Origin of the sequence: Paenibacillus gyeongsangnamensis (genome assembly GCF_027533625.1) — a bacterium.
In the GTDB taxonomy this organism is placed as follows: Bacteria; Bacillota; Bacilli; order Paenibacillales; family NBRC-103111; genus Paenibacillus_G; species Paenibacillus_G gyeongsangnamensis.
The window spans coordinates 79,258-102,086 of the sequence record NZ_JAQAGZ010000020.1 but is presented as its reverse complement, the minus strand read 5'-3'; the positions used below and the strand labels follow the sequence as shown (position 1 = coordinate 102,086).

Here is a 22,829-nt window from a genome sequence, read left to right as displayed (position 1 = left end):
GAACAGGTCCGTCCGCTAATGTTTGTCCCGGCGAAACAGCGAAATGCCGCCGAAGCCGCTAATAATCGCGATGTAATATCCCAAGTCGTACCACCATCCGATGTTATGGACTTCATAGACCCGGATATGATGCTTGAAAAAGCCGATCACCAAGGAAACGGGAGCAATCCAGCCGTGCCATATCCCCCAAAAAAATCCGGCGGGATGCTGCGCATTGCTGGCCCCGTCCCCAGGCACGCAGCCCGATAAAGAGAGCATGGCCGCGAGCAGCAAAGCCATTGTCAAGAAAGACTTTATTTTCATTTTCCAGCCTCCTGTCCGCTTTGTCCGATTGTCCGATTGTCCGATTGCAAACACTTGAGTACGTTCACATTTATATTCTCAATGCTGCGTCCCAATCCCTGCCTCCCTATATTCGACATTGAGTGTTCTGCCCTTAGAGCTTATAATATTACAGGAATCAAGATTAAATAGAAAAGGTGTCATTCATGAGCATACTAAACGTAGAACGACTAAGCCACGGCTTTGGCGACCGCGCCATCTTCAACGACGTATCCTTCCGCCTGCTCAAAGGCGAGCATATCGGTCTCATCGGAGCCAACGGCGAAGGCAAATCCACCTTCATGAACATCATTACGGGCAAGCTTCAGCCGGACGACGGCAAGATCGAATGGTCCAAAAGAATGCGTGTCGGCTATCTCGACCAGCATGCGGTGCTGAGCAAGGGCATGACGATCCGCGGCGTCCTGAAGGGAGCCTTTCAATACTTGTTCGATATGGAGCAAGAGATGAACGATATGTACGGCAAGATGGGCGAAGTATCCCCGGAAGAGCTGGAGCAACTGCTTGAGGATGTCGGAACCATTCAGGATATGCTGACCAATCAGGATTTTTATATGATTGATGCCAAGATTGAAGAAACCGCCCGGGGACTCGGGCTTACCGATATCGGACTCGATAAGGACGTCAACGACCTCAGCGGCGGACAGCGGACGAAGGTGCTGCTGGCCAAGCTGCTGCTCGAGAAACCGGATATCCTGCTCCTCGACGAGCCGACGAACTATCTCGACGAAGTGCATATCGATTGGCTGAAGCGTTACCTGCAGGAGTACGAGAATGCCTTCATTCTCATTTCGCATGATATTCCGTTCCTGAACAGCGTCATTAATCTGATCTATCATATGGAAAATCAGGAGTTGAACCGTTATGTCGGCGACTACGATCATTTCCAGCAGGTTTACGAAATGAAGAAGCAGCAGCTGGAATCTGCCTTTAAGCGCCAGCAGCAAGAAATTGCCGATTTGAAGGACTTCGTAGCCCGGAACAAGGCAAGCGTCGCGACGCGGAACATGGCGATGTCGAGGCAAAAGAAGCTCGACAAGATGGACGTCATCGAGCTGGCGAAGGAGAAACCGAAGCCGCAGTTCAACTTCAAGGATGCAAGAACGTCCGGCAAGCTCATCTTCGAAGCGGAGAATCTCGTCATCGGTTACGACAGCCCGTTATCGAGAGCGCTCAATCTCCGGATGGAACGCGGCCAGAAGATTGCGCTAGTGGGCGCGAACGGTATAGGGAAAACGACGCTGCTACGAAGCATCCTTGGCGAGATTCCGGCCATCTCCGGCTCGGTCCAGCTTGGAGATAACCTGAGCATCGGGTATTTCGAGCAGGAAATGAAGGAGGCCAACTACAATACGTGCATTGAGGAAGTATGGAATGAATTCCCTTCCTACTCGCAGTTCGAGGTGCGTGCGGCTCTGGCCAAGTGCGGGCTGACAACCAAGCATATCGAGAGCAAGGTAGCCGTACTTAGCGGCGGCGAGAAGGCGAAGGTGCGTCTCTGCAAGCTGATCAACCGCGAGACGAATTTGCTCGTGCTCGACGAGCCGACCAACCATTTGGACGTAGATGCGAAGGATGAGCTGAAGCGTGCCCTCAAGGCGTATAAAGGCAGCATTCTGCTGATTTCGCACGAACCCGAATTTTATCGCGATGTCGTAACGGATACGTGGAATTGCGAAACCTGGACGACGAAAGTGTTCTAAACGGAATTCTCCAAAAAGCGTGCCAAATCGTTAAAGATTAGGCACGCTTTTTGATTGGGCAGCTCCGTTACCGATTACATGGCACGGTTCTGGCGGGATGGATTCAAAGATATTATTTGATAACGGAGTTTTGGGCGAAATCCCAGCCGCCGGTGACAGGAGCCGATAAATTTCCTTTAGCATCAATAGCCGAGTACCTCATTTTTATGGATTTAAATTTTAAGTTAAGCGTTTCAACGGTATTGTTAAATTGATAATCCGACACATACACCGTATCCAAATCGATAGTTAACATCGGAGCAGGAGCATTGCCGTCTTTATTGTGCCTTAAGAAAACGAGCTGTCCATTTTTGATTTTTTGTCCGGTGAGTGCAGCTTGAAATAAATGAATTGAAGAAGAATCGAACCGCAATTTTGTGACCGAAAATTGATTAAGGGTGCTTTTTCCTGCACCCGAGCCCGATCCTGCTGCATGTGATGAAGTATTAGAAACGTCAAATTGAACGTCTGCGATTTCGATCCATTTTACGTGACTCCTTTCGGCGGATTCGCCCTCAATGCCATCAAGCTTCAAATAGACGTCAAAATTTGGACCCGCTTGTGCGTTTACAGCGGTTGCCGGTGCTGCTGCGGCGGCTGGAACGGTTAAGGTCACTGCCATCAAAAATACAATTAATGCCGTTAGAAGCTGCTTTTTTAATCCTTTCATAAAGCCCACGCTCCTTTTATCAGCGATACTCCATGTATCGACGCTCCTAAATATATTGGATAGTCGGGCCTTTTGAATATAAGCTGAAAGACCCGGTTTTTATAAATAATTACCATTATTTTTTGAAGCAACGAGGCGGTTTTCACGGCAGATTCCATGACGACAGTATAAACGGCTACGCCGTCCTTGTCTTACAAGGACCAGCGCGTTTATCAAGGTTGATGCGAAGCTATAAGTCGCGAAAAACTTATAAATTTTTATCAATCAAAAAAGCGCCCGTGAGGGCGCTTTTAAGCCAAGTGAGCTATATGCTTAAGATAAGACCACTCGGTTGATGCCAATATAACAGGCCGTTATCCAGATTTTAACTCTCTCGCCCTCTGTCTACAATGCCATTTTTTGGAATTTTTTAAACGAGCGGAAATTCACTGCCCTTGACCAAGCGGAGAAATAGAAGCGCTCGCCAGCTGCTTCCATCCTTCGAAATCATGGATTGCAATGCCCCGGTAAGAGGGATAAACGGCTAACGTTCGCTCAGTCAGCTGCATCTGCTCCTTAACATAACTCATTCCCTTATCGTAAAATGTGGTATACCCCGGTTTCACGGGGTTCGTTTCAATGCCGACGATCACTTTCTTGTTTAACCTACTGGCCGTTTCGAGCTCATGCTTTACGACGTCCACGATACCGCCTCGGCTGAGCGCCTGATCGCGGTAGGCCATGATCGTTACATAATCCAGCCGCTCCAGCATCCAGCTGTTCATGGGGGTGGCATTTTTTGCCGGAGAAACCGGGACCTCATCCAGCCAGAAGGGCAAATCGGCTCCTGCTTCCACGTCCTTCAGTCCCTTGGTCAACGAAGTAAAATAATCCATGGACGAAAGCCAACCGTCGATCATGCTTTGCTTTTGATTCGTATTCCATCCCGGTTCGTTATAAGGCTCCATATCCAAATGAATGCCCTTTATCTTTTGCAGTCCGGAAGCCGATTCGTTATACGCGCGGACCCATGCGACCAGTTCCGCAATTTTATGTTGATTCTCCTTCCTCGCCCAGGAAGGATCGCCGTCCAGTGCATGAATTCGGATGCCGGACAAGCTTGCTTTTTCAATAAAAGCGCGATATTCGCCGAAGCTTAGCTTCGGATTGATTTGCAAAAAGATCAGATTGACCCGGTTGTTTCGGGCAAAAGCGAGCAGCTGCTCCGGGTCCTTAGAGATCAGATCGGAATTCCAGACCCAAGTCGCTCTCACTTGAGAAGGATTGCTTAACGTACATAGACATGCCGCCAGAATACATATAATAAGAGCCGGAATCAGCCTTCTTTTCATCATATCTGCCTGCTCATCTCCTTGTCTCGTAGGCTTCCCGTAACTTTATTCAGTTTGCCATGGACTACCCGGCTTGTCAAAACGGATATATAATGGTTATGGCAATCGAGACCGATAAGGAGGTTCATGAATGGATGAAAACGTAGAGCAGGCGCTGGAAGCGGCGTTACGCCATTGGAAAGCGATGTCGGGGGCTGACAGTGAGGAGGCCGAGTCGACAGCAGATGCGTTCCAGGCTTCTTTTTATCATTTCATCGATGCGGTGCGCGAATGGATCAACGGACGAAATCCCCGCCCGCAGACACTGAAGGCCTTTCTGGAGCTGACTGAGGTACAGGAAATCGTAGACCGGCTTCCGGCACCGCTGTATTTGAATTTCGAGACCGAAGCCGAGCTCCTGATCGAGAATAAACAAAGAATCGATGATGACAAGTACGATTAAAAAGAGATGTGACGAAACCTCCGAGTTGCCCATTGGCGGTTTCGTACACGTCTCTTTTATTTCCACTTAGAACTCGTACAATAAATTATCACGCGAAGCCGGCCTCACTAACTTCTGAGCGGCTCTTGAGTAGGTCTCTTCATACTTGAACTAGTAATTCTGCATGGATGAGCCTCCATTGTATGGTATGAGTTTGGTAAGATTTGCTTGCATTATCCCACATCATACAACGTCATCCGGTTTTGCCGTCAGTGGATAACTTTAGCTTCGCTGGTGAATTTGGTAATCTGGATTCAAGAGTTAACCGGTCGTTATTGTTCCAATTCGCGGATCAATTGTTCCAGGCTCACTTCACTCATAGAACCAATTCTTAAATCGAATGCTTCAAATTGCAGATTTTCCGTAACGCCATTGGGTACGATGACGCATCGTAACCCTGCCTTTACGGCAGCCTTAGCGCCATTGGGGGAATCTTCAAATGCGACCGCTTCAGCGGCGGAAACGTCCAGTGCCTTTACCGCTTCGACGTACAACGCCGGATCAGGCTTTACTTTCTCCACCTCGTCTCCGGTCTTGATCACTTGAAAATATTCGTAAAGGCGAAACTCCTTCAACCACCCTTCCACCCATGCTCTGGATGAGCTGGACGCGAGCCCGATCTTCAAGCCAAGCTCTTTGGCGCGGGTCAAATAGTGTTCGACGCCATCTCTTAAAGCGATATCTTTCATTTTCGTTCGATGTATTTCTTGCGCCGATTGCTTGATTTCACCGACTTCCCGCTCCCCCAGCCGCTGCCCGATATAAGCGTCCAGCAACGTATCATCCGTGCCGATGCACTTTACGAATACCTCCATAGGGAAATCCGCCCCTCGGAGTTCAAAGGCTTCTTGAAAAGCATGAAACCATGCCGTCTCGGTATCGATAATCAGTCCGTCAAAATCAAACACGATTGCTTTAATCATCAAACAACCCCCGATAAATATCATTCGAAATGCAATCTCAACTTCACTGCCCCAGGATAAACGGCTACGCTGTCCTTGTCTTACAAGGACCAGCGCGTTTATTAAGGTTGATGCGAAGCTATAAGTTGCGATAACTTATAAATTCTTATCAACTCAAAAAACCAAAAAACTGCATTCGCATGCAGTTTCCCGGCACTAATTTCATTCATTTCCTTTGAATGCGTTTATTCCACGAGCGACCTCAGCTCGCTCACCACGTACTGCGGCTTCCTGCCTGCGAGAGCGTCTACGAGGTTGTGCGCAGCCGTCATGGCCATATCCAGCCTTGTCTTGGCCGTCGCCGAACCTATGTGCGGCAGCGTGACCACGTTCGGCATCTGCAGGAGCGGATTATCCGGCTGCACCGGCTCGGTATCGAACACGTCCAATCCGGCGCCGCGGATGGTGCCATTCTGCAGCGCTTCGATCAATGCCTGCTCGTCTACAGTTTGGCCGCGGGAAGCGTTAATGAAGAACGCCGAACGCTTCATCCGGTCAAAGTGCTCCTTGCGCATAAACCGCTGCGTCTCCGGCGTGAGCGGCGTCATCAGCACGACGAAGTCCGATTGCTCCAGCAGCTCCTCCAGTCCGCAGAATCGTGCATGGAACCGCTCTTCCGTCTCCGGACGGCGGCTGCGGTTATGGTACAGCAGCTTCATATCAAAGCCGTGCACCGCACGCTTCGCGATAGCTTCACCGATGCGCCCCATGCCGATAATGCCGAGCGTCGCATGATGAACGTCGAGGCCGAAGAAATCCTCGTCGGTTAGGCCTGCGCCCTTCTTCCACATTCCCTGCTTGACAAAATGATCTAATTCTGGAATTCGCCGGGCCGACGCCAGCATAAGCGACAGCACCAAATCCGCTACCGTATCGTCCAGCACGTATGGCGTATTCGTACCGATCACGCCTCTCGCCTTCATCGCTTCCGTGTCAAAATGGTTATAGCCGACGGAGATCGAGCTGACAACCCGCAGCTTGGGCGCGCGTGCCAGCAGCTCGCCGTCAATCGGTCCGCTGCTGGTCAAGAGGCCCTCCACCTCGGCCAATTGGCCCAAGAGCCCTTCGCGGGACGGCGTTCCCCGGCCGTCCCACATGCGGCATTCGCAGTGCTGCTCCAGAAAGGCGAGTACTTCATCCGGAATCTTTTTGGTAATGTAAATTTTCGGTTTGCTCACGTCGCGGAACAGCTCCCCTCTTCTCAATTGGACTAACCTTAAACGCTTGCCGCCGTGTTCACGGCTTGCTGCTCCGGCGCAAGCACTTCGTTCAAGCTGCCGGACCGGTAGCCCTTCAAATCCAGTGTCACATAAGCGTAGCCGATCTCCTTCAGCTTGGCGTGAACCGTTTCGGCCACCGCCAGTACCTCCGCGAGATCCGATGCCGGCACCTCGACGCGGGCGAGATTGTCATGCTGCCGTACGCGCACTTGGCGGAAGCCAAGCTGGATTAGGAAATCCTCCGCCTGGTCGATCATGGACAGCTTCTGCGCCGTGATCAGCTCGCCGTAAGGAATGCGCGAGGACAAGCAGGCGAAGGATGGCTTATCCCACGTCCGAAGGCCGAATTTGCGGGACAAATGGCGGATTTCCGACTTCTTGATGCCCGCTTCGAGCAGCGGTGCGCGAACTCCGCGTTCATGCGCGGCCTGCAGGCCGGGGCGGTGCTCGCCGAGGTCATCGGCGATCGCGCCGAAGACGACATAGCCGAATCCGCGCGCCTCCGCGATCGGGATCAGATGATCGAACAGCGAGTTTTTACAGAAATAGCAGCGGTTCGTCGGATTCTCCGCATAGCCCGGGATATTGAGCTCGCTCGTATGAATCACTTCGTGAGGCGCGTTCAGCTCCTGTGCCAACTGGATGGCTTCATGCTTCTCGCGTTCAGGATACGTCTCCGAATCGGCAGTTATAGCGAGCACTTGATCCCGATCCAGAAATTCGAGCGCGGCCTTCAGCAGGAAAGCACTGTCCACGCCTCCGGAGAAGGCGACTACCACTTTGCCCATCGAACGGAGGATTTCCCCCAGCCGTTCGTATTTTTGTTCTATCGTAAGCTCCAAAGCTTCCATCCTCAAAAACCTCCTTATGAGCCGCCTGGCGGACCCGGTGCGGCTTATCTGCGGTGCACACGTTTGCAAAGACTAACGCAATCACACCTGTTGTAGCCTATTATAGTCTCTTTTTCCGATTTGAAAAAGATCTTTTATTCAAAAGTCCGCAAAAAAGCAGCCAGCCTTCCAGCTGACTGCCTGGAACCCGCCTAGAGCAGGCTTTTTACATCATCCTCCAGGGCGGCGGGTTCCGTGCGGGCGCTGAACTGCTTCACGACATTCCCCTCACGGTCCACAAGGAACTTAACGAAGTTCCACTCGATGTCGCCGGTCCGGTAAGGCTCCGGAACATGATCGACGAGGTAGGTAAACAGCGGATGGGCGTGCTCGCCCTTCACGTCGATTTTGGAGAACATCGGGAACGTGACTTTATAGTTTAAATCGCAGAACGCTTGGATCTCCGCGTCGGTGCCGGGCTCCTGGCCCGCAAACTGGTTGCAAGGAAAGCCGAGCACGGTGAAGCCCTGATCCCTGTATTGCTCGTACAACGCTTGAAGCCCCTTGTAGTGCGGGGTCAAGCCGCAGGCGCTGGCCGTGTTGACGATCAGCAGCACGTCGCCTTTATAATCCTCCAGCGATTTGGTTTCGCCCTCAATCGTCTTGGCTGAGAAAGAATAGACCGTCATGGTATCGCTCCTTGTCCATGGTTATTGTCACAGCTATTGTACCATGATTCCGAATGGAATTAAAACCCAACCTTCTTATTAGTGAATTAAGCCGCAGTCTGCTAAAATAGGGAATGTTCTACTATCCATGTCCGAACGATTCCAACGATTCCGAACATAAAGGAGGAACGCCGTCCTTTGGCCCTTGTGCCGCGCCGGCGAACGTCGATGAACCAAGAGATGCAAACGATCCGTGTCAAGATTGAAGAAGCGGTCTCCCTGCTGGAGGAACGCTTCCTGGAGCGCGAAGAGCTGATCCGTCTTCTGCTGCTCGGTCTGATGAGCAACGAGAATGCCCTGCTGGTCGGACCGCCGGGCACAGCGAAATCGCAGCTGGCACGTGCAGTGTCGCAGCTGTTCGGCAGCGGCCGCTGGTTCGATTACTTACTGACCCGGTTCACGACGCCGGACGAAATGTTCGGCCCCGTGTCCCTGCAGCAGCTGAAGCTTGACCAATATGTACGGCAGACCGACGGCTATTTGCCCGCCGCCGATTTCGCCTTCCTCGATGAAATCTTCAAAGCGAACAGCGCGATCTTGAACGCGCTGTTGTCGATACTGAACGAGCGTATTTTCTTTAACGGACAAGAGAAGCAGCCGGTGCCTCTGCTGTTTCTGATCGCCGCCTCCAACGAGCTGCCGGAGGAGAACGAACAGCTGGCCGCTTTGTACGATCGATTCCTGATCCGTTATGAGGTCGATTATTTAAAACACATGTCGAGCTATGAGAAAATGTTCCAGCTTCCGGACGCTCCCCTGCCCGAGTTGCTTTCCTTGAAGGATATCCGGCTGGTTCGCGAAGCCGCCGAAGAAGTGACGATTCCCGAGCCTCTGATCTATATACTGTATCAATTGAAAACGGAGATGGAAACCAAAGAATACAAGCTGTCGGACCGCCGCTGGCACAAAATCGGGCGCGTCTGGAAAACGTCCGCCGCTTTGAACGGGCGCAGCGAAGTCAATGTATGGGACACCGTATTTACGCCGCATATGCTATGGGATTTCCCGGAGGACCTCGGTCCCCTGCAGGAGCTGTTCCAGAAGGTATTCCAGGACGCTCTGCGACAGGAGACCGAACGGGAGCTTCCGCTCGGGCGCTACGACCGGACCGCGAAGCATTGGCTGGCCTTCGAGGATGAGCTCCATGCGTTCCAGTTCAAGAAGGAGGTCGGGACGCGGATGTCGCCCGAGGAGCTGGAGAAGGCCAGGACGAATCTGGAGAACTGCCGGACCGAGCTCGAAGAGACGGCGCGGGAGCTTCGCGGCAAGCTCGTGCAGTGGCTGCAGCGGGAGAAAGATTTGCCCGGCTTCATCCGCAATCGCAACTTCCTTCTGCTGCACACGGCGCAATATGCGGTCAAATATACCCACCTGCGAATTCAGGGAGAGCGGACGCTGCAGACGCTCCAGGGTCTGTACCGCACCCTCTTCGACCGCGAGATCCCCGGCGTGCAGTACGATTATACTTTGTAGGACTCCGGCTTAAAGGGGAGAAATGGCAGCATGATCATCCGCTGTGCGAAAATTGACCGCTATGTATTCGACGGCTACGTGAATTCATCCCGGACGGCCCAGGAATGGATACGGGAAGCCCGGGCCCGGGCCCCCTGGTTCTCGGTGGAGCTGTTCGCCGATTTCTTCATGTGCTTCTATCTGGCGCAGCCGGAGACGGACCGCAGCACGGAAGCCTCTCCCTTCCACCATTGGCTGGTGGAGGCGCTGCAGAAGCAGTTCTTCTACCATACCATTCATCCGCGGACGATAGGCGAAGTGAATGCATCGTTCAAGACGTCGCTCAAGGCGCTCATGTGGCTGACGGATAGCTTCGCCGAAGAAGTGAAGAGGCGGAAGAAAGACGAGAAGCAGCTGTTGACCATAGGCCTGGATGAAACGAAGCAGCAGCAAGGACAGGAGCAGTCACAAATGAGCGAGCGTTTGTCGGACAAGCAGATCGAGCAGCTGAAGCTGGTCGGCTATACGCTGCAGCAGGGCAAGCGCAATGTAGAGGAGAAGCAGGCGGCGTTGGACAGCCGTCCGCTCGTCGAGGCGGAGGTCGCGGCGCTGAAGGAACGGATCCGCTCCACGCAGGAGGATATGCGCACGGAGTTTCAGAAGCGCGACAAGCTGCGGGTCCGGCTGCAGAAGGCGGAGAGCGAGCTCGCTCAGCGTCAGAAGCAGCTCGACCGGTTGACGCGGCGCGAGCTGGAAACGATGCGGCAGCTGGAGGAGCAGCTCGGCGATTGGCTTAACCGGTCGCTGAAGGAGACGCTCGGGCGCGAGGAAGTCGAGAGCCTGGACGTCCATGAGCTGCTGCAGGCCAGCCAGCGCGTGTCGAACCGCCGCTGGGGCAGCGATCTCGGCCGGCTGCACCGGCAGGCGTTCGCAAACTACACGGAGTGGATTGAAAAGCTGAAGCGGCACCCGGAGCTGACGGCATTCCTCCAGGAGATCGGGAGAAATATTCAGCACCTTAAGGCGGAGCGGCGGAAGCAGAAGTCACCGCGAATACCGGAGCGGTACGACGATCTCCGGCAATCGGGAGACATCGCCCGCATGCTTCCGAGCGAGGCTATTCTGCTGGCCGATCCCGATTACGAGGCTTATTTCACCGTGAAGTGGCTGGAGCGCAAGCTGCTGACGTACCAGGTCACCGGACGGACGGAAGAGCCTCAGAAGGGCCCGGTCATCTGCATGCTCGATACGTCCCACTCCATGCGCGGCCCGAAGCTGCGACTGGCGCAAATCTTCGTCGCCACGTTCGCGGCCTTCAGCCTGCTGGAGCAGCGCGATTTCGTGCTCCTGCTGTTCGGCGCCCGCGGCGAATTGATCGAGCGCCCGCTGTACTGGCGGAAGCCGGACTGGGCTTCCTTCTATGCCCTGTCGCAGCTCGCGTTCGGCGGCGGGACGCATTTCGACGCGCCGCTGAAGCGCGGTATCGAACTCGTATCGACGCAGCCCCGCTATCATGACGCCGACTTCGTCATGGTGACCGACGGCGTCGGCGCAGTCTCGCCCCCTGTGCGCGAGCAGCTCGGCTTGCTCGGCCAGACGAAAGACGTGCGGCTGCACACGCTGATTGTCGGCACCGCCCGACAGCATCTCGCGCAGCGCTACGAGATCCTGGGCGTTTCGCACCAGGTGCGGTTTGCCGCTACTTGGGAAACCCGCCAGAGCGAGTCGCTGCTGCTGGATGTGTTCAAGAAACGCCGCCTGGAGAGCAAAGAAGGGACCTAATTTGAGGTCCCTTCTTTATTTTCATCCTATACCCCGACTGTCTCCAGCTCCGCCCGCTCCTCGCGCTCCTTCGCCTTGATCCTCTCGACCAGCTGCTCAAGCGGCTCCGGGGCAAGCAGCTCCACTGGCGAGATACCGCGGTCGAACTGGACGAAATCGCCTTCAAGCACGACGACGTACCGTTCCCCGACCTTGGCAATGTGCAGACGGTCGCCGAAATCGGCGAGCAGCGCGCGGACGGACATGTCGCCGACCTTCAGCTTCATCTCGATGTCAGGCTTCTGGTCGACCATGATGGAAGCGGCCTCAACCACCTGCTCGGGGCTCCATTTCTCTTGCAGCTCGCGCTTCTCGCTGCACGCCCAAAGTTCGATTTCTTCCAGCTCCCGTTCCTTCGCTTCCGGATTGTCCTCGAACACCTGCTCCACATACTGATGGACAAAATCAAGCACCTGGTCGTTCATCAGCTCCGGCACCGATTTCTCGTACTCCACGTATTTGAGGAAATCTTCGAAGTAGCGCGCGTGGGAAGCCTGATGAATTTTGAGCTCGCCGATCTCCATCATCCCGGGCTCCGGCATATGGGGATACATGATCGATTTCAAATTTTTCGCGTGGATCGCCATTTCCACCTTGTTCAGCAGACTACGCTCGTCCGTAATCCGCGCAATTTTCTGCTCGAAATCGCACTTGAACACGAACAGGAACGGCTCGTCGAAATACTCGTTCAGCTTGGCACTCGCGACGAACATCGCCCCGCCGCGGATGGCGCTCGTATCCATATACGCGCGAACGAGCGCTTCCGCTTCGTCCGTATATTCCTTTATCGTCCCCGCCGTGCGCAGACGGGCGAACAGATTATAGTTCGGATTCGATTCGAGACCGAAGCCCTCCTCTACGGCAAAGCGGCCGATCTTCGTCGGCACCTGCTCCGCCTTCGGATGCAGCTCCGCTTTCCGCTTCGCGGTCTTGGCGAATTCACCGTGCAGGAAATCGCTCAGCTCGCTCTCCGCATAGTCCTCGCCGTCCAGCGTCTGGTAGTGCTTGCACCGTTTACCTCCCTGGCCGTCTTCCCCATCCACCTGAATGACGAAAAAGGATACCCACTCAACGTCAAACCTCATGTCTTTGATTCCCCTCTGCTGCATGTCTATTCATGTCATGAATTACCGCATCACTTGCGGCCAACCGCCCGGTCCTCATTGACCTTCATACGTTACGAATAAATATCATCTTGATGTTCCGTTGCCGTTCCTTACTTGCATTCGCGGCTCTCAAAAAACAGAACGCTCTCTAGTATACTACATTCGTCCGCTAGGTTCATATAGGAAAGAAACCCTCTTCCGCTTGGGAAAAGGGTTGTCATTTCGCGAATCTTTATTTCGATCGGATTGAAATCGTTCCGCCTTCGGCCTTCACATCCGCCTTCGCAATTTCGGCGAAAAAGCTCAGAGGCACGTACATTCTGCCGTCCGGCCTGATCTCAGGCGCAGCGCCTAATGCGATTGGGACCGTCTTCAAATAAGTATAAGCGTTCTTTCCTACGGTAACGGAAGTCCATTGAGGGCCGCGGGTGAGCTCCGCCGATTGCTGTTCGTCATTCCATTTCACTTCATACCCGAGCGCTTCCGCAATCGGCCGCAGCGGCACCATCTGCACGCTGACGCCCTGGATATACACAGCCGCCTCCACCGTACCCAGCGGCTTCCCGTTCACGCTGAGCGCTTGCATGCCGCCGGCATCCGTCCGGCCTGTCCCGTTCCCTGATCCCGTGCCGCCCGGTTGTCCGGGAAGCGCAATGCGGAACTCCGGCATCCCTGCGGCGTACGGCGCGATTTCATATGGCTGGAATACGATTACGGCGTTCCCTTGATCCAAATAGAAGTTCGTCGTATTCGAAATCCCTTTGAAGGTGTCCGGAAAATAATTTTCCGGCTTTTCCGCGATTTGGGCCGATATGCTCGCATCGATGGTTTTCTTGTAGTCTTCCCCGAACAAATCCTTCAGTTCAACCCGCTGAGCTTCCTGTTCATCCCGCACGTTATATGTATCGAGACGCTGGATGCCGTGAGCGCCGCCGGTATACGTATAGGTCACAAGCTTGAGGGACAAGACATTGCCGTTCGCCTCGCCACCGTCCGCTTTGACTTCATACCTCAAGGTCAGCCCGTACGGACGGAACGTGTAGCCCGCCGCTTGGGAAGCCACTGCATCTTCAGCCGCCTGCTTCTTCAGCTGCTCCAGATCCTTCATCGCTTGACGTTCGATAATATCGTTCAGCTCGGCCTGATAGCGGGAATCCTTCAGATTCCGGATTACGGGAATGCTAAGGTCCGCATGAACCAGATCCGTATCCTCCTTCACGGATTTAGCCGTCACTTGAATGCTGCCGGACGAAGCGAGTGTCGCAATCGGCACGGCGCTTACCACGTTGGCTCCCGTTGCAACCGGATATACGGTTTCCGCCTGAATCGCCGGGGCTCCAAGACCGAACCATAGGCTGCCCGCTGCCGCTATGGAAAGTACTTTAAAAGGAATATTCATGGTTGATAGCCTCCTGAGCTTTTGTCGGTTCATTCAAATAGACGATTTGGGCCGATGGCCAGTTGCAAAAAAATGGATATCTGCGAAAAAAAGATGAAGGACGTAAAGCATCCTTCATCTTCCATTGTACGTACGATCCGATTTCCGGCTCATTACGGAGTCCATTCGATCCTTCGCAAACGATGAGCGTTCTCATCGAACAGCACGACATTTCCTGCGCCGTCGAAGCCGAACCAGGTTATCCGGTTGAGCGGTACCGAAGGCTGCTCCGAAGAACCGCTCTTCGGCGCTTCATAAGCTTTGGTCGCCGAATTGTAGACCCCATCCTTATAGCTTAGGCTGGAGATGTCAAGAAACTGCCTCATCCGCCCCGCGGCATCGAGCTCCATAAGCTTGTTGTTGATTGAGAGATACAGCTTGCCGTTCGCGGGAGCGGATCCGAATGCCTTAGTCGGGGCGAACGAGTTCACAGGAGCTGCCGTATTTGGGGTAACCTTCGTCCATGTACCGTCAAGCGAGTCGTAAACCAGCAGTCCGTCCTGATACAAAGCGTGAAGCTTGCGCTCGGAGCCGGCGCCTTCCTTGAACTTGCCCCAAAGTGCGGCCGGTTGCCCCAGAGGACCGCCAAAGATTTCACCCGACGCCATATTCGTGATGATGACCGACCCGTCGTCCGGGAATACGATCGCGTTGCCGCTTAAGTTCGAAGTCTTCTTCGTTGGAATCAATGCGGCTACTTGGATTTGCGGGAATACCTCATACAAAATGGCGCCGTATGGAAGACTCGGATCCTTGCTCGTCCCGTATACGTAAACTTTGCCGTTCTTCTCGTTCATCGTCAGCTTTTGGGGAACGAATTGAGTATATTGGAACAGGCCTTGATTTTGCCCGGCATCCGTATAAATGAAATTCAGATCGGACTCAAGCTTCCGGGATTGAACCGGCTTGCTGCCGGCGCCGGACAACGGATCGTATTGTTCCACCGTATAGGTGAACGTATTGATCGGTCCGAATTTCGAATCCTTTTCCAGGAGATAAACGCTCCCGCCCCGGTCGACGACGAACCCGTTCACTGTCTTGTATCTGAGTTTGTCCTTGGCCGCCGTACCCGACGTGAAGCCTTTGATCGGGTCCTGAAATTCCGATAAGGCAAGCTTGTGCGTTAAAGTAAAGACCTTCGGCTGAAGCTTCGCCAGCGGCTCATCGGCCTTAACGTCCGTAGAAGAAGTATTCTCTGAAGCGGAAGGCATGCTATCGGCACCTCCCGAAGCACCGGCTTCATTCTCGTTTGCTGCCTTTGTACGAATCGTAATCGATTGCGTAGCGGGATCATATTCGACTTGACGCCCGAAGCTCTCTCCGATAAACCGGAGCGGCACCATCGTTACCTGATTCTCGATTAGAGGCTCCGTGTCCAGGTTCACCTTTTTACCGTCGACTTCGGCCTCCGTATGGCCGATTGCCAGCCGCAGCTGCCTCCCGTTATAGGCAAGGTTAACGCTTTGCGAGACGGCATCCCATTCGACCTTAGCGCCGAACGTTTCGGCGATGAATCGGAGTGGCACCAGGGTGGTGCCGTTCCTAAGCACAGGAGGCGCCGGAAGCGTGTACCGCTTGCCGCCAGCCAAGACGGCATCCTGCCCGATTTGGAGTACAAGCTCGCTGCTCACGGGCAGGTCCTTCGCTCCTGCCGCATGCGCTGTTGATAATGATATTACGGCGGCTGCGGCAAGTAGCGCCATCGATTTCTTCGTCCGTTTCATAGGGACCCCTCCGACTTTGATAACCGCAAAACTACGGCATCATATTCCGCTTTTGGAAAGATTTCTACATGAGCCCCGGCTTCTCCTCCATATCGGCCAAAAAGAAAAAGAGCGCTGACGCGCAGCGCTCAAGCTGTAGAGAAACCCATGAAATAGAGAAATCTTCCATGGTACTCCGGTGGGGCACCCCCTTCCAGCCGCAGACTATTGAATGACCCCGCAAGCGATACGGGCACCTGAATTGCCGGAAGGATCGGTGACGTAATCGTCCGCCTTCTCATGAATGACAAGAGCGGTTCCTCCTGCTTTGAGCAGCGAGTTCGGCTTGCCCTTCTCCAGCGTTACGTTCTTCGCCACAACCTCGGCCTTGGCTTTCCCGTCGGCCCCTGCCGTCAAATTCGGCAGATCGCCGTTATGTGCGCCCTGCGGGTTATTCAAGCCGTGCTTCTTCATGTCCGGATTGAGGTGCGCTCCCGCGGTCTGGAAATCCGGTGCGGCGCACTTGCCGTTCTCGTGAAAATGCAACCCGTGCTGGCCTTCCGGAATGGATGCCGCATCGACCTGAACGCGGACGCCGTCCTTTTCCTGCTTCAGAAACGCCTTGCCGATCGACAGCCCTTTGCTGTTGATCAAATCGACCGTGACGGAGACGGCGGATTCCGAAGCGGGCTCTGCAGGGTGGCTCATAGCCATTGCGGCGTCACCGCTGCCGCTGTCCTGCGCGTTCGCGTGAGCCGCATGATCCTCCGTACCTGCCTTAGCGCCATACCAGGTATGTGCTCCTCCGTGACACCCGCTCAATAAGACGGCCAGCGCCGCGGCGGTAAAAGTCATTGTGCTGAAATGTTTCATCGCTTCCCCTTCCTCCGTTTACAGACGGACAGTGAAAATGTACATTGTCCATTGTATCCAGATTCCGGAAGGTTAAACGTTCTAAGATTCGCTCCAGGCCGCAAAAGGATTGCGCCATTCCATCAGCATGGCGTAATTCAGCGACTCCTCATCCTCCAAATAGTTCGGAGCCAGCTTCAGCGGCGTCCGGCCGCAGCGGAGCAGGAAGGTCATGACCGGATCCTTCCGCTTGCCTTCCAGCACCTCCCGCACATAATCCTCTGGAGATAACGTACCCGCGACCTTGCGGTAGCCCGGCAGCCGGCCGCCGCCGAGGAGACGCGCAAGCCCCAGCTGCACGACCACCTCGTACATCGACTGCATGAGCCATTTGCCGAGTCCCAGCTTCCGGTACCTTGGCCTTACGCCGATATCGACGATATACAGCGTATTTCCGTCCGGACGGTGATTGCGGATATAGCCGGCGTCGGTTATTTCTTCCCACGTATGTTCTCCGTGCATCGGATTGTAATCCACGATCAGTCCGGTGACGGAAGCCGCCGGCTCCCCGTTGATCTCGACGCAGAGCGCCCCCTCGGGGAAGTTCGTAATATGACTGAGGAGCTGCTCCTCACTCCACCAGAGCTCCGGAGGAAACGGCGGCGGGAAGCTTTCCTGCTGGATGCGGATCAATCCCGGAAAATCCTCCTTCGTATAAGAACGGATAACGGCCTTTAGCGGGCGGTCGCCCTCAAATACATATAACGTTTTACGGTACGGGCACACGGGCCCTTCAGCTCCTTTGAATCGATTTCGCCGTTCAGCTCCAATCCGGATACAGATCGGTTCTCCGGTCGCGCCAGGTCGTTACGGACCCTTTCTCCCTCACCTCGTAGAGCAAATCCAAGTCCAGGTCTCCGGTAATCACCATGTCGCCGTTGATCTCCCCGGCCGTCATGATGCCGCCTGGCGGGAAAGGCACGTCATTGGGTGTGATCAGCGCCGCCTGTCCGTAATTGCCTCTCATGAAGTCAACGGTCGGGAGCGAACCGACCGTACCCGTCGTCGCAACATAAACCTGATTCTCGATCGTGCGCGCGTGGCACGTATAGCGGACCCGGTGAAAGCCGTGCCGGTCATCGGTGCAGGACGGGCAGAACAGCACATCCGCTCCGCGGGCTTTGGCCATCCGCACGATCTCGGGAAACTCCATGTCGTAACAGATCAAGATAGCGATCCGGCCGAACTTCGTATCGAACACCTGCAGTTCGTCGCCCGACGCCATATTCCATTCTTTGACCTCCGTCGGAGTAATATGCAGTTTGCGCTGCTGTCCGATGCGGCCGTCCGGATAGAACAGGAACGCCGTATTGTAGAGCTTGCCCCGCTCCTCGATAATGTGCGTCCCGCCGATCAAATGCATTCCCGTCGTCTCCGCCAGGGAACGGAACAAATGAATGTATTGCTCAGTAAAGGCCGGGAGCTCGCCTATCGAAAGCGCCCGGGTGCGTCCGTCCGAATCGGTCGTACCGATCGACATCAGCTGGGTGGTGAACAGCTCCGGGAACAGAACGAAGTCGGAGCCGAATTCCTCGGCCGTCCGGACATAATGGGTAACCTCATCGGCAAATTCCTGGAAACTCGAGATCGTGTGAAGATGATATTGTACAGCGGATACTCTTATTTTCATTATCGTTCTCCTTTTTCTTGCTCCTGTTCCGTCGCGTCATGCTCCGGAGGCGTTAGATCATGTTCCAATCCTTCAATCGGATCGAAAAATAAAATGTGCGGCTTGCGCAAGCACCAAGTCGTCATACAGCGCTGTCCGGACACGTTCACGGTCTTCAGAGGTTCGACGAGCTGTCCGTGCAGCTTCTCGGTCAACTTCGTCAGCATCGGCTCATCGGCCAAATACCGCTCGGAACCGTCCGGAAGAAGAAACCGGTTCCCGCCAAGCGGCACGACCCGGTCCTCCAGCCCGATGGAGGAGGCCAGCCGAATAAACAGCAGCCCGCCCGGCTTGAGTACTCTCCATAGCTCGGATGCCATCTGGCGGAAATGCCGGTCGTCCTCGGCAAAATGAAGCACCGCATTGCAAATGACCGCATCGAATCTGTCGTTGGCGAAGCTCATTTTCTCGACCGGCTCCTGACGAATTTGTTCTTCCGCCCGGGAATCGCCATACCAAGGCACGGCTAACCTCCGGACCTCTTCGACGGAAGCCTCCGACCGGTCTATGGCGAAGACGTCGAAGCCGTTCCTGAAGAAATAAACCAGATTTCTCCCCTTGCCGCAGCCTGCATCGAGCAGCCGCATGCCCGGAAGGAAACGGCCCTTCAGCAGCTGGTCGAACAAATAAATATCGATATTGCCGAATTCCTCGAGAATATTCATTCTATCAGGCCCACTCGCTTCCAAATGATGGCTTTATCGCTAATCGTCATTATACCACAGGAAGCTTAGAAAACCACGGCCCGGGTTGACATTGAAAGCGATTACGGCCCTTCCAATCCCGTCAAGCTTAGCTTCAAGCAGGATGGAGCCTGCGGTCCATGACGTTAGCCGCCATTCAGATAAGCCGACTGCAGCCGTGCCACCTCCCGGCGGATCCGGGCTACGAGCGCTTCCGGCTCCCGTGCCACGATATCCGAACCGAAGCTGAGGAATTGACGCACATAAAAGTCGATTTCGTCTTCTTGGCAGAAATGCATCAATGTGCCCGTTCCATCCTCATGCACCTCCAGTGCATCTTCAAACCATTTCTCCCACCGGGACCGTTTCACTCCATTCACGCTGAGGGATGCCTTAATTTTTATCCGGCCGGCTCCGTGGACAAGAGGATGATGTTGCTCGCTCCCGGGAGGCTTGAACCAATCGGCGATCGGGAACTCGCTTAAATCGACCGCAGGGTGCGTCTCTTCCGCCCAATCCGCTTCCAGCACCCGGTCTACGCGGAACAGCAGGAACCGTTCCTTCATAAAACAATAGGACGGGCAATACCAGAACCCGTTATAAGAGTAAACCCCGACGGGCTGGACCGGTCGTTTCTTCGCTCCTTCCCGCGAGTCGTACAGGATGCGGAGCGGGCGCTGCTGCAATCCCGCATCCAGCAGCAGCCGCAGATGAGGTGTCGGAACCGGCCGCTTCGGAGTCCAGAAGACGACGCGCTGCTTCATCTTATCGATCTTCTGCTTCGTATCCTCCGGCAAATAATAATAAAACTTGTTCAACGCCGTGACGGACTCCTCGCTGAACGGGAGCGCTCCGAAATGCTGAAGCGACTGATAGGCGAAGAACATCGCCACCGCCTCCTGCTCCGAGAACATGATCGGCGGCAGAAGCCGTTCATTCAGCACCCGGTAGCCGCCGTGCGGGCCATACTCCGCGTAGAGCGGAAGCCCAAGCTCATCCAGCACCTGCAGATCTCGCATGATGGTGCGAGTGGACACCTGGAATTCCTCGGCCAGCTCGCGAACGGTAAACTTCCTGCGTTTATTCACTGCGATCATCAGCGCCATCAGCCGTTTGGATTTGCTCATATTCCGATCCTCCTTCTTCTGAATGACATTATATCATGTTACTAAGACATAAATTGTCATAGTCTCATCCGATGTTATGCATCCGCATACCCGAGGTCATCTTAAGACGGCGTATTCGGAAGCAGAATCAGCGATTATAATAGAGTCATCGAACTTATTTGAGGAGTAATCGTCATGAGCAAGCGAAAACGAATGTTAAGGCTTGGCGGCGTCGTGATCGGCTTCACGGCAGCGTGCTTCATCCTTATGCAATATGCCGTGAACCGGCAGCCGCAGCCCGAAGCGCTTCCGCAACCCATGCCGGAGCAGCAGGCATCCGTCATCGACTATTGGGATATGCAAGCAGCTGCGGCCGAGCAAATGGGCCAGTCGGCAGTAGCTCAGGATTATCGCGGGCGAATCGCTTCGTTCAAGGCCGGCCCTGCCCCCGAAGAAACGCGGACGGAAGGCCTGCCTGAAATTCCGGCCGCACTCTATATCCGTACCCCGCTCCCTTCCGTACACGAACCGGCGAAGTACGAGCCCGTTTCCGGAACGTATCTTGGCATGCTCGGCGCCGACAAGAGAGTCGGATACGATGTCGCCAAAATCGAGGGCGTATACGGCCGGAGGCATGCGCTATATTTGTCTTACGTAGGTTGGCGCAAGCTCCAGACCGATACGAACACCTACTTCCCCGAACGAACCGCCGCCCGCGTCAACCAGCTGGGCGGAGCGCTGCAGATCGGCTGGGAGCCCAGATACGGCTTGGACGATGTGCTGGATGACGAATATGTGCGAAGATTTGCCCGTGAAGCTAAAGCTTCAGGCATTCCTATCTTCCTGCGTTACGCCTCCGAGATGAACGGAGCGTGGGTCCCCTGGCACGGGAATCCGGCCAAATATATCGAGAAATTCCGTTTAATCCACGATATTATGGCGGAGGAAGCCCCCAATGTGGCTATGGTCTGGTCTCCAAACTTTTCGCCCGTCGACACTATCGATGATTACTATCCCGGGGATGCTTATGTCGACTGGGTAGGCTTCTCCCTTTATGCGACGCCGGTCTCCGGAGGCAAGGAGGATTTGAACGGCAGTATCATCGATCGCTTCGCACCGTTGTACGTCAAGTACAAGCATAAGCCGATCATGATCTCCGAAGGGGCGATCGCCCATACCGTACTGGAAACAGACAAGAGCTACGGATCTTGGGCCGAGAGCCAGCTGGGTTACATGTATGGGCTTCTGCCTAGAATGTTTCCCCAAGTGAAGGCAATCACTTATTTCAACTTCAGCCGTTCCCAAGCGCTTCGCACCCATATGGAGTATGTGTATGATCTCGGCGAGAATATCTATACCGACGGTCTGTACCGGAGGCTGATCACCTCCCGCTGGTTTCTGGATACGATACAGGAAGGAGCCTCCCCCGTGGATTATACGTATCCTCCAATGGATAAGGCGTATGTTCCTTCCGGAAAACAAACGGTCATGGTTTACATGAAGCCGCAAGAGGGACTTGCTCCGTTCGCCGTCGCGCTGTATCAAGGGGACCGGAGACTCGGTATCCGATATGAAATGCCCTGGGAATTCGAAACGAACCTGACGCTCGAGCAAGCGTCCATCCCGGTGAGAGCGGTAGCTTATCACCGCGATATGACGCCGGCAGCCGCCGCTTCCTTTCAGCCTGCGCCGGGGCTAAAATAACTTTCCTAATTTAAAAAAAGGGCCGTCCCGAGCGTTCTCAAGCTCAGGATGGCCCTTTTTCGTCATATTAAGCGTCTACACCCATGCGGCGAAGATGGTTAAAGCTGGTTTGCAGACAATCGAACGGATTGCGGCCGTAGCATTGATCCTGCTCCACCGCGCCCCACTCCACGCCGATTTCCCGGCAAGCTTCCAGAATGCGCTTGAAGTTCATATTGCCTTCCCCGACTTCGGAGAACAGCTGCTTGCGGTCGTTCGTAACGGCCATATCCTTCAGATGAACGACCTTCATCCGCCCGTTCACCTTGCGGATCCATTCCGCCGGATCGCCTCCGCCGGCTTGCACCCAATAGACATCGAGCTCAAAATCGACGGCGTCGCGGTCGGTTTCCTCCAGCAAAATCTCGATGCCGGTTTTGTCACCGAATTTGGCGAATTCGAAATCGTGGTTATGATAAATAAACTTGAGACCCGCTTCCTTCAGCTGGCGTCCGATGACCGAAGCCTTCTCCGCAAAGGTCTGGTAGCCTTCCTTGCTTGTGCGGTACTCCTGAGGCAAGCCGCCAAGACCAACATATTGACACCCCCATAGCTGATGCTTGGCAATCACTTCATCCATCTTCTCCGTCAAATCGGCATAACCGATGTGCGTAGCGCAAATCGTTAAGCCGTTCGCATCGGTCAGCTCCTTCAAAGCCGCAGGCTCGATCGGCCCCATGCCCGATACTTGAACCGCGTTGTAACCGATGGCTTTCACCTGTTTGAGAGCGCTTGCAATGTCTTCGGGCGTTTTTAGATGCTCCCGTAGCGAGTACAATTGTGCTGCCAGTTTCATAAGAACACTCCTTTTAAGTTTTGCTAGTATCGGTTAGTCAGGCGTTCATTAGTCCATCCAAATTATAATTGGAAAAGGTTGCCGATACAAGAAC

Annotated in this window: 21 protein-coding genes; 5 read left to right on the top strand and 16 right to left on the bottom strand. The window is 54.4% G+C overall.

What is annotated here, in order from left to right:
• Positions 1-15: 15 nt before the first annotated feature.
• A complete protein-coding gene (locus tag O9H85_RS26805; protein ID WP_269884476.1) occupies positions 16-303 on the bottom strand; it encodes a hypothetical protein in 288 nt (95 codons plus the stop codon).
• 185 nt (positions 304-488) lie between these two features.
• On the opposite strand from O9H85_RS26805, the gene O9H85_RS26800 reads away from it, so the two are divergent.
• A complete protein-coding gene (locus O9H85_RS26800; protein WP_269884475.1) occupies positions 489-2,045 on the top strand; it encodes an ABC-F family ATP-binding cassette domain-containing protein in 1,557 nt (518 codons plus the stop codon).
• A 112-nt stretch (positions 2,046-2,157) separates the two neighbouring features.
• On the opposite strand, the gene O9H85_RS26795 is transcribed toward O9H85_RS26800, so the two are convergent.
• Together O9H85_RS26795 and O9H85_RS26790 are read right to left on the bottom strand one after the other, a co-directional pair.
• The gene (locus O9H85_RS26795; protein ID WP_269884474.1) at positions 2,158-2,754 is read right to left on the bottom strand and encodes an Hcp family type VI secretion system effector; all 597 of its coding nucleotides are present in this window, start codon (positions 2,752-2,754) and stop codon (positions 2,158-2,160) included.
• Between the two features lie 425 nt (positions 2,755-3,179).
• A complete protein-coding gene (locus tag O9H85_RS26790; RefSeq protein WP_269884473.1) occupies positions 3,180-4,088 on the bottom strand; it encodes a glycoside hydrolase family 25 domain-containing protein in 909 nt (302 codons plus the stop codon).
• Between the two features lie 127 nt (positions 4,089-4,215).
• On the opposite strand from O9H85_RS26790, the gene O9H85_RS26785 reads away from it, so the two are divergent.
• Positions 4,216-4,527, top strand: a complete 312-nt coding sequence (locus tag O9H85_RS26785; protein ID WP_269884472.1) for a hypothetical protein — start codon at positions 4,216-4,218, stop codon at positions 4,525-4,527.
• A 311-nt stretch (positions 4,528-4,838) separates the two neighbouring features.
• On the opposite strand, the gene O9H85_RS26780 is transcribed toward O9H85_RS26785, so the two are convergent.
• The 4 genes from O9H85_RS26780 to O9H85_RS26765 form a co-directional block, all read right to left on the bottom strand.
• Complete coding sequence (locus O9H85_RS26780; RefSeq protein ID WP_269884471.1) at positions 4,839-5,489, bottom strand: HAD family hydrolase; 651 nt, start codon at positions 5,487-5,489, stop codon at positions 4,839-4,841.
• Positions 5,490-5,713: 224 nt separating this feature from the next.
• Complete coding sequence (locus O9H85_RS26775; RefSeq protein WP_269884470.1) at positions 5,714-6,706, bottom strand: 2-hydroxyacid dehydrogenase; 993 nt, start codon at positions 6,704-6,706, stop codon at positions 5,714-5,716.
• Positions 6,707-6,744: 38 nt separating this feature from the next.
• Entirely contained in the window at positions 6,745-7,599 is an 855-nt protein-coding gene (larE, locus tag O9H85_RS26770) for an ATP-dependent sacrificial sulfur transferase LarE (RefSeq protein ID WP_269884469.1), read from the bottom strand.
• 191 nt (positions 7,600-7,790) lie between these two features.
• Positions 7,791-8,267 carry a glutathione peroxidase gene (locus tag O9H85_RS26765; RefSeq protein ID WP_269884468.1) on the bottom strand — a complete coding sequence of 159 codons (477 nt, stop codon included), beginning with the start codon at positions 8,265-8,267 and terminating at the stop codon, positions 7,791-7,793.
• Between the two features lie 207 nt (positions 8,268-8,474).
• On the opposite strand from O9H85_RS26765, the gene O9H85_RS26760 reads away from it, so the two are divergent.
• Positions 8,475-9,779 (top strand): AAA family ATPase, encoded by a 1,305-nt coding sequence (locus tag O9H85_RS26760; RefSeq protein ID WP_269884546.1) that lies wholly within the window; start codon positions 8,475-8,477, stop codon positions 9,777-9,779.
• Between the two features lie 30 nt (positions 9,780-9,809).
• Positions 9,810-11,540, top strand: coding sequence for a hypothetical protein (locus O9H85_RS26755; RefSeq protein ID WP_269884467.1), 1,731 nt, complete (start codon positions 9,810-9,812; stop codon positions 11,538-11,540).
• A 26-nt stretch (positions 11,541-11,566) separates the two neighbouring features.
• On the opposite strand, the gene O9H85_RS26750 is transcribed toward O9H85_RS26755, so the two are convergent.
• The 8 genes from O9H85_RS26750 to O9H85_RS26715 all read right to left on the bottom strand — a co-directional run bounded on the left by O9H85_RS26750 (position 11,567) and on the right by O9H85_RS26715 (position 20,217).
• Positions 11,567-12,664, bottom strand: coding sequence for a DUF3900 domain-containing protein (locus O9H85_RS26750; RefSeq protein WP_269884466.1), 1,098 nt, complete (start codon positions 12,662-12,664; stop codon positions 11,567-11,569).
• A gap of 253 nt (positions 12,665-12,917) precedes the next feature.
• Entirely contained in the window at positions 12,918-14,084 is a 1,167-nt protein-coding gene (locus O9H85_RS26745) for a stalk domain-containing protein (RefSeq protein ID WP_269884465.1), read from the bottom strand.
• 152 nt (positions 14,085-14,236) lie between these two features.
• Positions 14,237-15,847: a copper amine oxidase N-terminal domain-containing protein gene (locus O9H85_RS26740; RefSeq protein ID WP_269884464.1), complete on the bottom strand. Its 1,611-nt coding sequence runs from the start codon at positions 15,845-15,847 to the stop codon at positions 14,237-14,239.
• A gap of 204 nt (positions 15,848-16,051) precedes the next feature.
• Positions 16,052-16,699, bottom strand: a complete 648-nt coding sequence (locus O9H85_RS26735; RefSeq protein ID WP_269884463.1) for a superoxide dismutase family protein — start codon at positions 16,697-16,699, stop codon at positions 16,052-16,054.
• Positions 16,700-16,780: 81 nt separating this feature from the next.
• Positions 16,781-17,464, bottom strand: coding sequence for a GNAT family N-acetyltransferase (locus tag O9H85_RS26730; RefSeq protein WP_269884462.1), 684 nt, complete (start codon positions 17,462-17,464; stop codon positions 16,781-16,783).
• Between the two features lie 34 nt (positions 17,465-17,498).
• Positions 17,499-18,368: a carbon-nitrogen hydrolase family protein gene (locus O9H85_RS26725; protein ID WP_269884461.1), complete on the bottom strand. Its 870-nt coding sequence runs from the start codon at positions 18,366-18,368 to the stop codon at positions 17,499-17,501.
• Positions 18,368-19,072 carry a class I SAM-dependent methyltransferase gene (locus O9H85_RS26720; RefSeq protein WP_269884460.1) on the bottom strand — a complete coding sequence of 235 codons (705 nt, stop codon included), beginning with the start codon at positions 19,070-19,072 and terminating at the stop codon, positions 18,368-18,370. The genes O9H85_RS26725 and O9H85_RS26720 overlap by 1 nt, the downstream gene beginning before the upstream one ends.
• A 164-nt stretch (positions 19,073-19,236) precedes the next feature.
• On the bottom strand, positions 19,237-20,217 hold the full coding sequence (locus O9H85_RS26715) for a helix-turn-helix transcriptional regulator (protein ID WP_269884459.1): 981 nt from the start codon (positions 20,215-20,217) through the stop codon (positions 19,237-19,239).
• Between the two features lie 174 nt (positions 20,218-20,391).
• On the opposite strand from O9H85_RS26715, the gene O9H85_RS26710 reads away from it, so the two are divergent.
• On the top strand, positions 20,392-21,900 hold the full coding sequence (locus O9H85_RS26710; protein ID WP_269884458.1) for a glycoside hydrolase family 26 protein: 1,509 nt from the start codon (positions 20,392-20,394) through the stop codon (positions 21,898-21,900).
• Between the two features lie 67 nt (positions 21,901-21,967).
• On the opposite strand, the gene O9H85_RS26705 is transcribed toward O9H85_RS26710, so the two are convergent.
• Entirely contained in the window at positions 21,968-22,735 is a 768-nt protein-coding gene (locus O9H85_RS26705; protein WP_269884457.1) for a sugar phosphate isomerase/epimerase family protein, read from the bottom strand.
• Between the last annotated feature and the right edge of the window lie 94 nt (positions 22,736-22,829).

Excerpts from the sequence above, each read along its gene's own strand:
- O9H85_RS26795 (WP_269884474.1), bottom strand. The coding sequence starts at position 2,754 with ATGAAAGGATTAAAAAAGCAGCTTCTAACGGCATTAATTGTATTTTTG.
- O9H85_RS26715 (WP_269884459.1), bottom strand. The coding sequence starts at position 20,217 with ATGAGCAAATCCAAACGGCTGATGGCGCTGATGATCGCAGTGAATAAA.
- O9H85_RS26755 (WP_269884467.1), top strand. The coding sequence starts at position 9,810 with ATGATCATCCGCTGTGCGAAAATTGACCGCTATGTATTCGACGGCTAC.
- larE (WP_269884469.1), bottom strand. The coding sequence starts at position 7,599 with ATGGAAGCTTTGGAGCTTACGATAGAACAAAAATACGAACGGCTGGGG.
- O9H85_RS26765 (WP_269884468.1), bottom strand. The coding sequence starts at position 8,267 with ATGACGGTCTATTCTTTCTCAGCCAAGACGATTGAGGGCGAAACCAAA.
- O9H85_RS26725 (WP_269884461.1), bottom strand. The coding sequence starts at position 18,368 with ATGAAAATAAGAGTATCCGCTGTACAATATCATCTTCACACGATCTCG.
- O9H85_RS26785 (WP_269884472.1), top strand. The coding sequence starts at position 4,216 with ATGGATGAAAACGTAGAGCAGGCGCTGGAAGCGGCGTTACGCCATTGG.
- O9H85_RS26740 (WP_269884464.1), bottom strand. The coding sequence starts at position 15,847 with ATGAAACGGACGAAGAAATCGATGGCGCTACTTGCCGCAGCCGCCGTA.
- O9H85_RS26750 (WP_269884466.1), bottom strand. The coding sequence starts at position 12,664 with ATGAGGTTTGACGTTGAGTGGGTATCCTTTTTCGTCATTCAGGTGGAT.
- O9H85_RS26790 (WP_269884473.1), bottom strand. The coding sequence starts at position 4,088 with ATGATGAAAAGAAGGCTGATTCCGGCTCTTATTATATGTATTCTGGCG.
- O9H85_RS26710 (WP_269884458.1), top strand. The coding sequence starts at position 20,392 with ATGAGCAAGCGAAAACGAATGTTAAGGCTTGGCGGCGTCGTGATCGGC.
- O9H85_RS26745 (WP_269884465.1), bottom strand. The coding sequence starts at position 14,084 with ATGAATATTCCTTTTAAAGTACTTTCCATAGCGGCAGCGGGCAGCCTA.
- O9H85_RS26760 (WP_269884546.1), top strand. The coding sequence starts at position 8,475 with ATGAACCAAGAGATGCAAACGATCCGTGTCAAGATTGAAGAAGCGGTC.
- O9H85_RS26735 (WP_269884463.1), bottom strand. The coding sequence starts at position 16,699 with ATGAAACATTTCAGCACAATGACTTTTACCGCCGCGGCGCTGGCCGTC.
- O9H85_RS26780 (WP_269884471.1), bottom strand. The coding sequence starts at position 5,489 with ATGATTAAAGCAATCGTGTTTGATTTTGACGGACTGATTATCGATACC.
- O9H85_RS26705 (WP_269884457.1), bottom strand. The coding sequence starts at position 22,735 with ATGAAACTGGCAGCACAATTGTACTCGCTACGGGAGCATCTAAAAACG.
- O9H85_RS26800 (WP_269884475.1), top strand. The coding sequence starts at position 489 with ATGAGCATACTAAACGTAGAACGACTAAGCCACGGCTTTGGCGACCGC.
- O9H85_RS26720 (WP_269884460.1), bottom strand. The coding sequence starts at position 19,072 with ATGAATATTCTCGAGGAATTCGGCAATATCGATATTTATTTGTTCGAC.
- O9H85_RS26805 (WP_269884476.1), bottom strand. The coding sequence starts at position 303 with ATGAAAATAAAGTCTTTCTTGACAATGGCTTTGCTGCTCGCGGCCATG.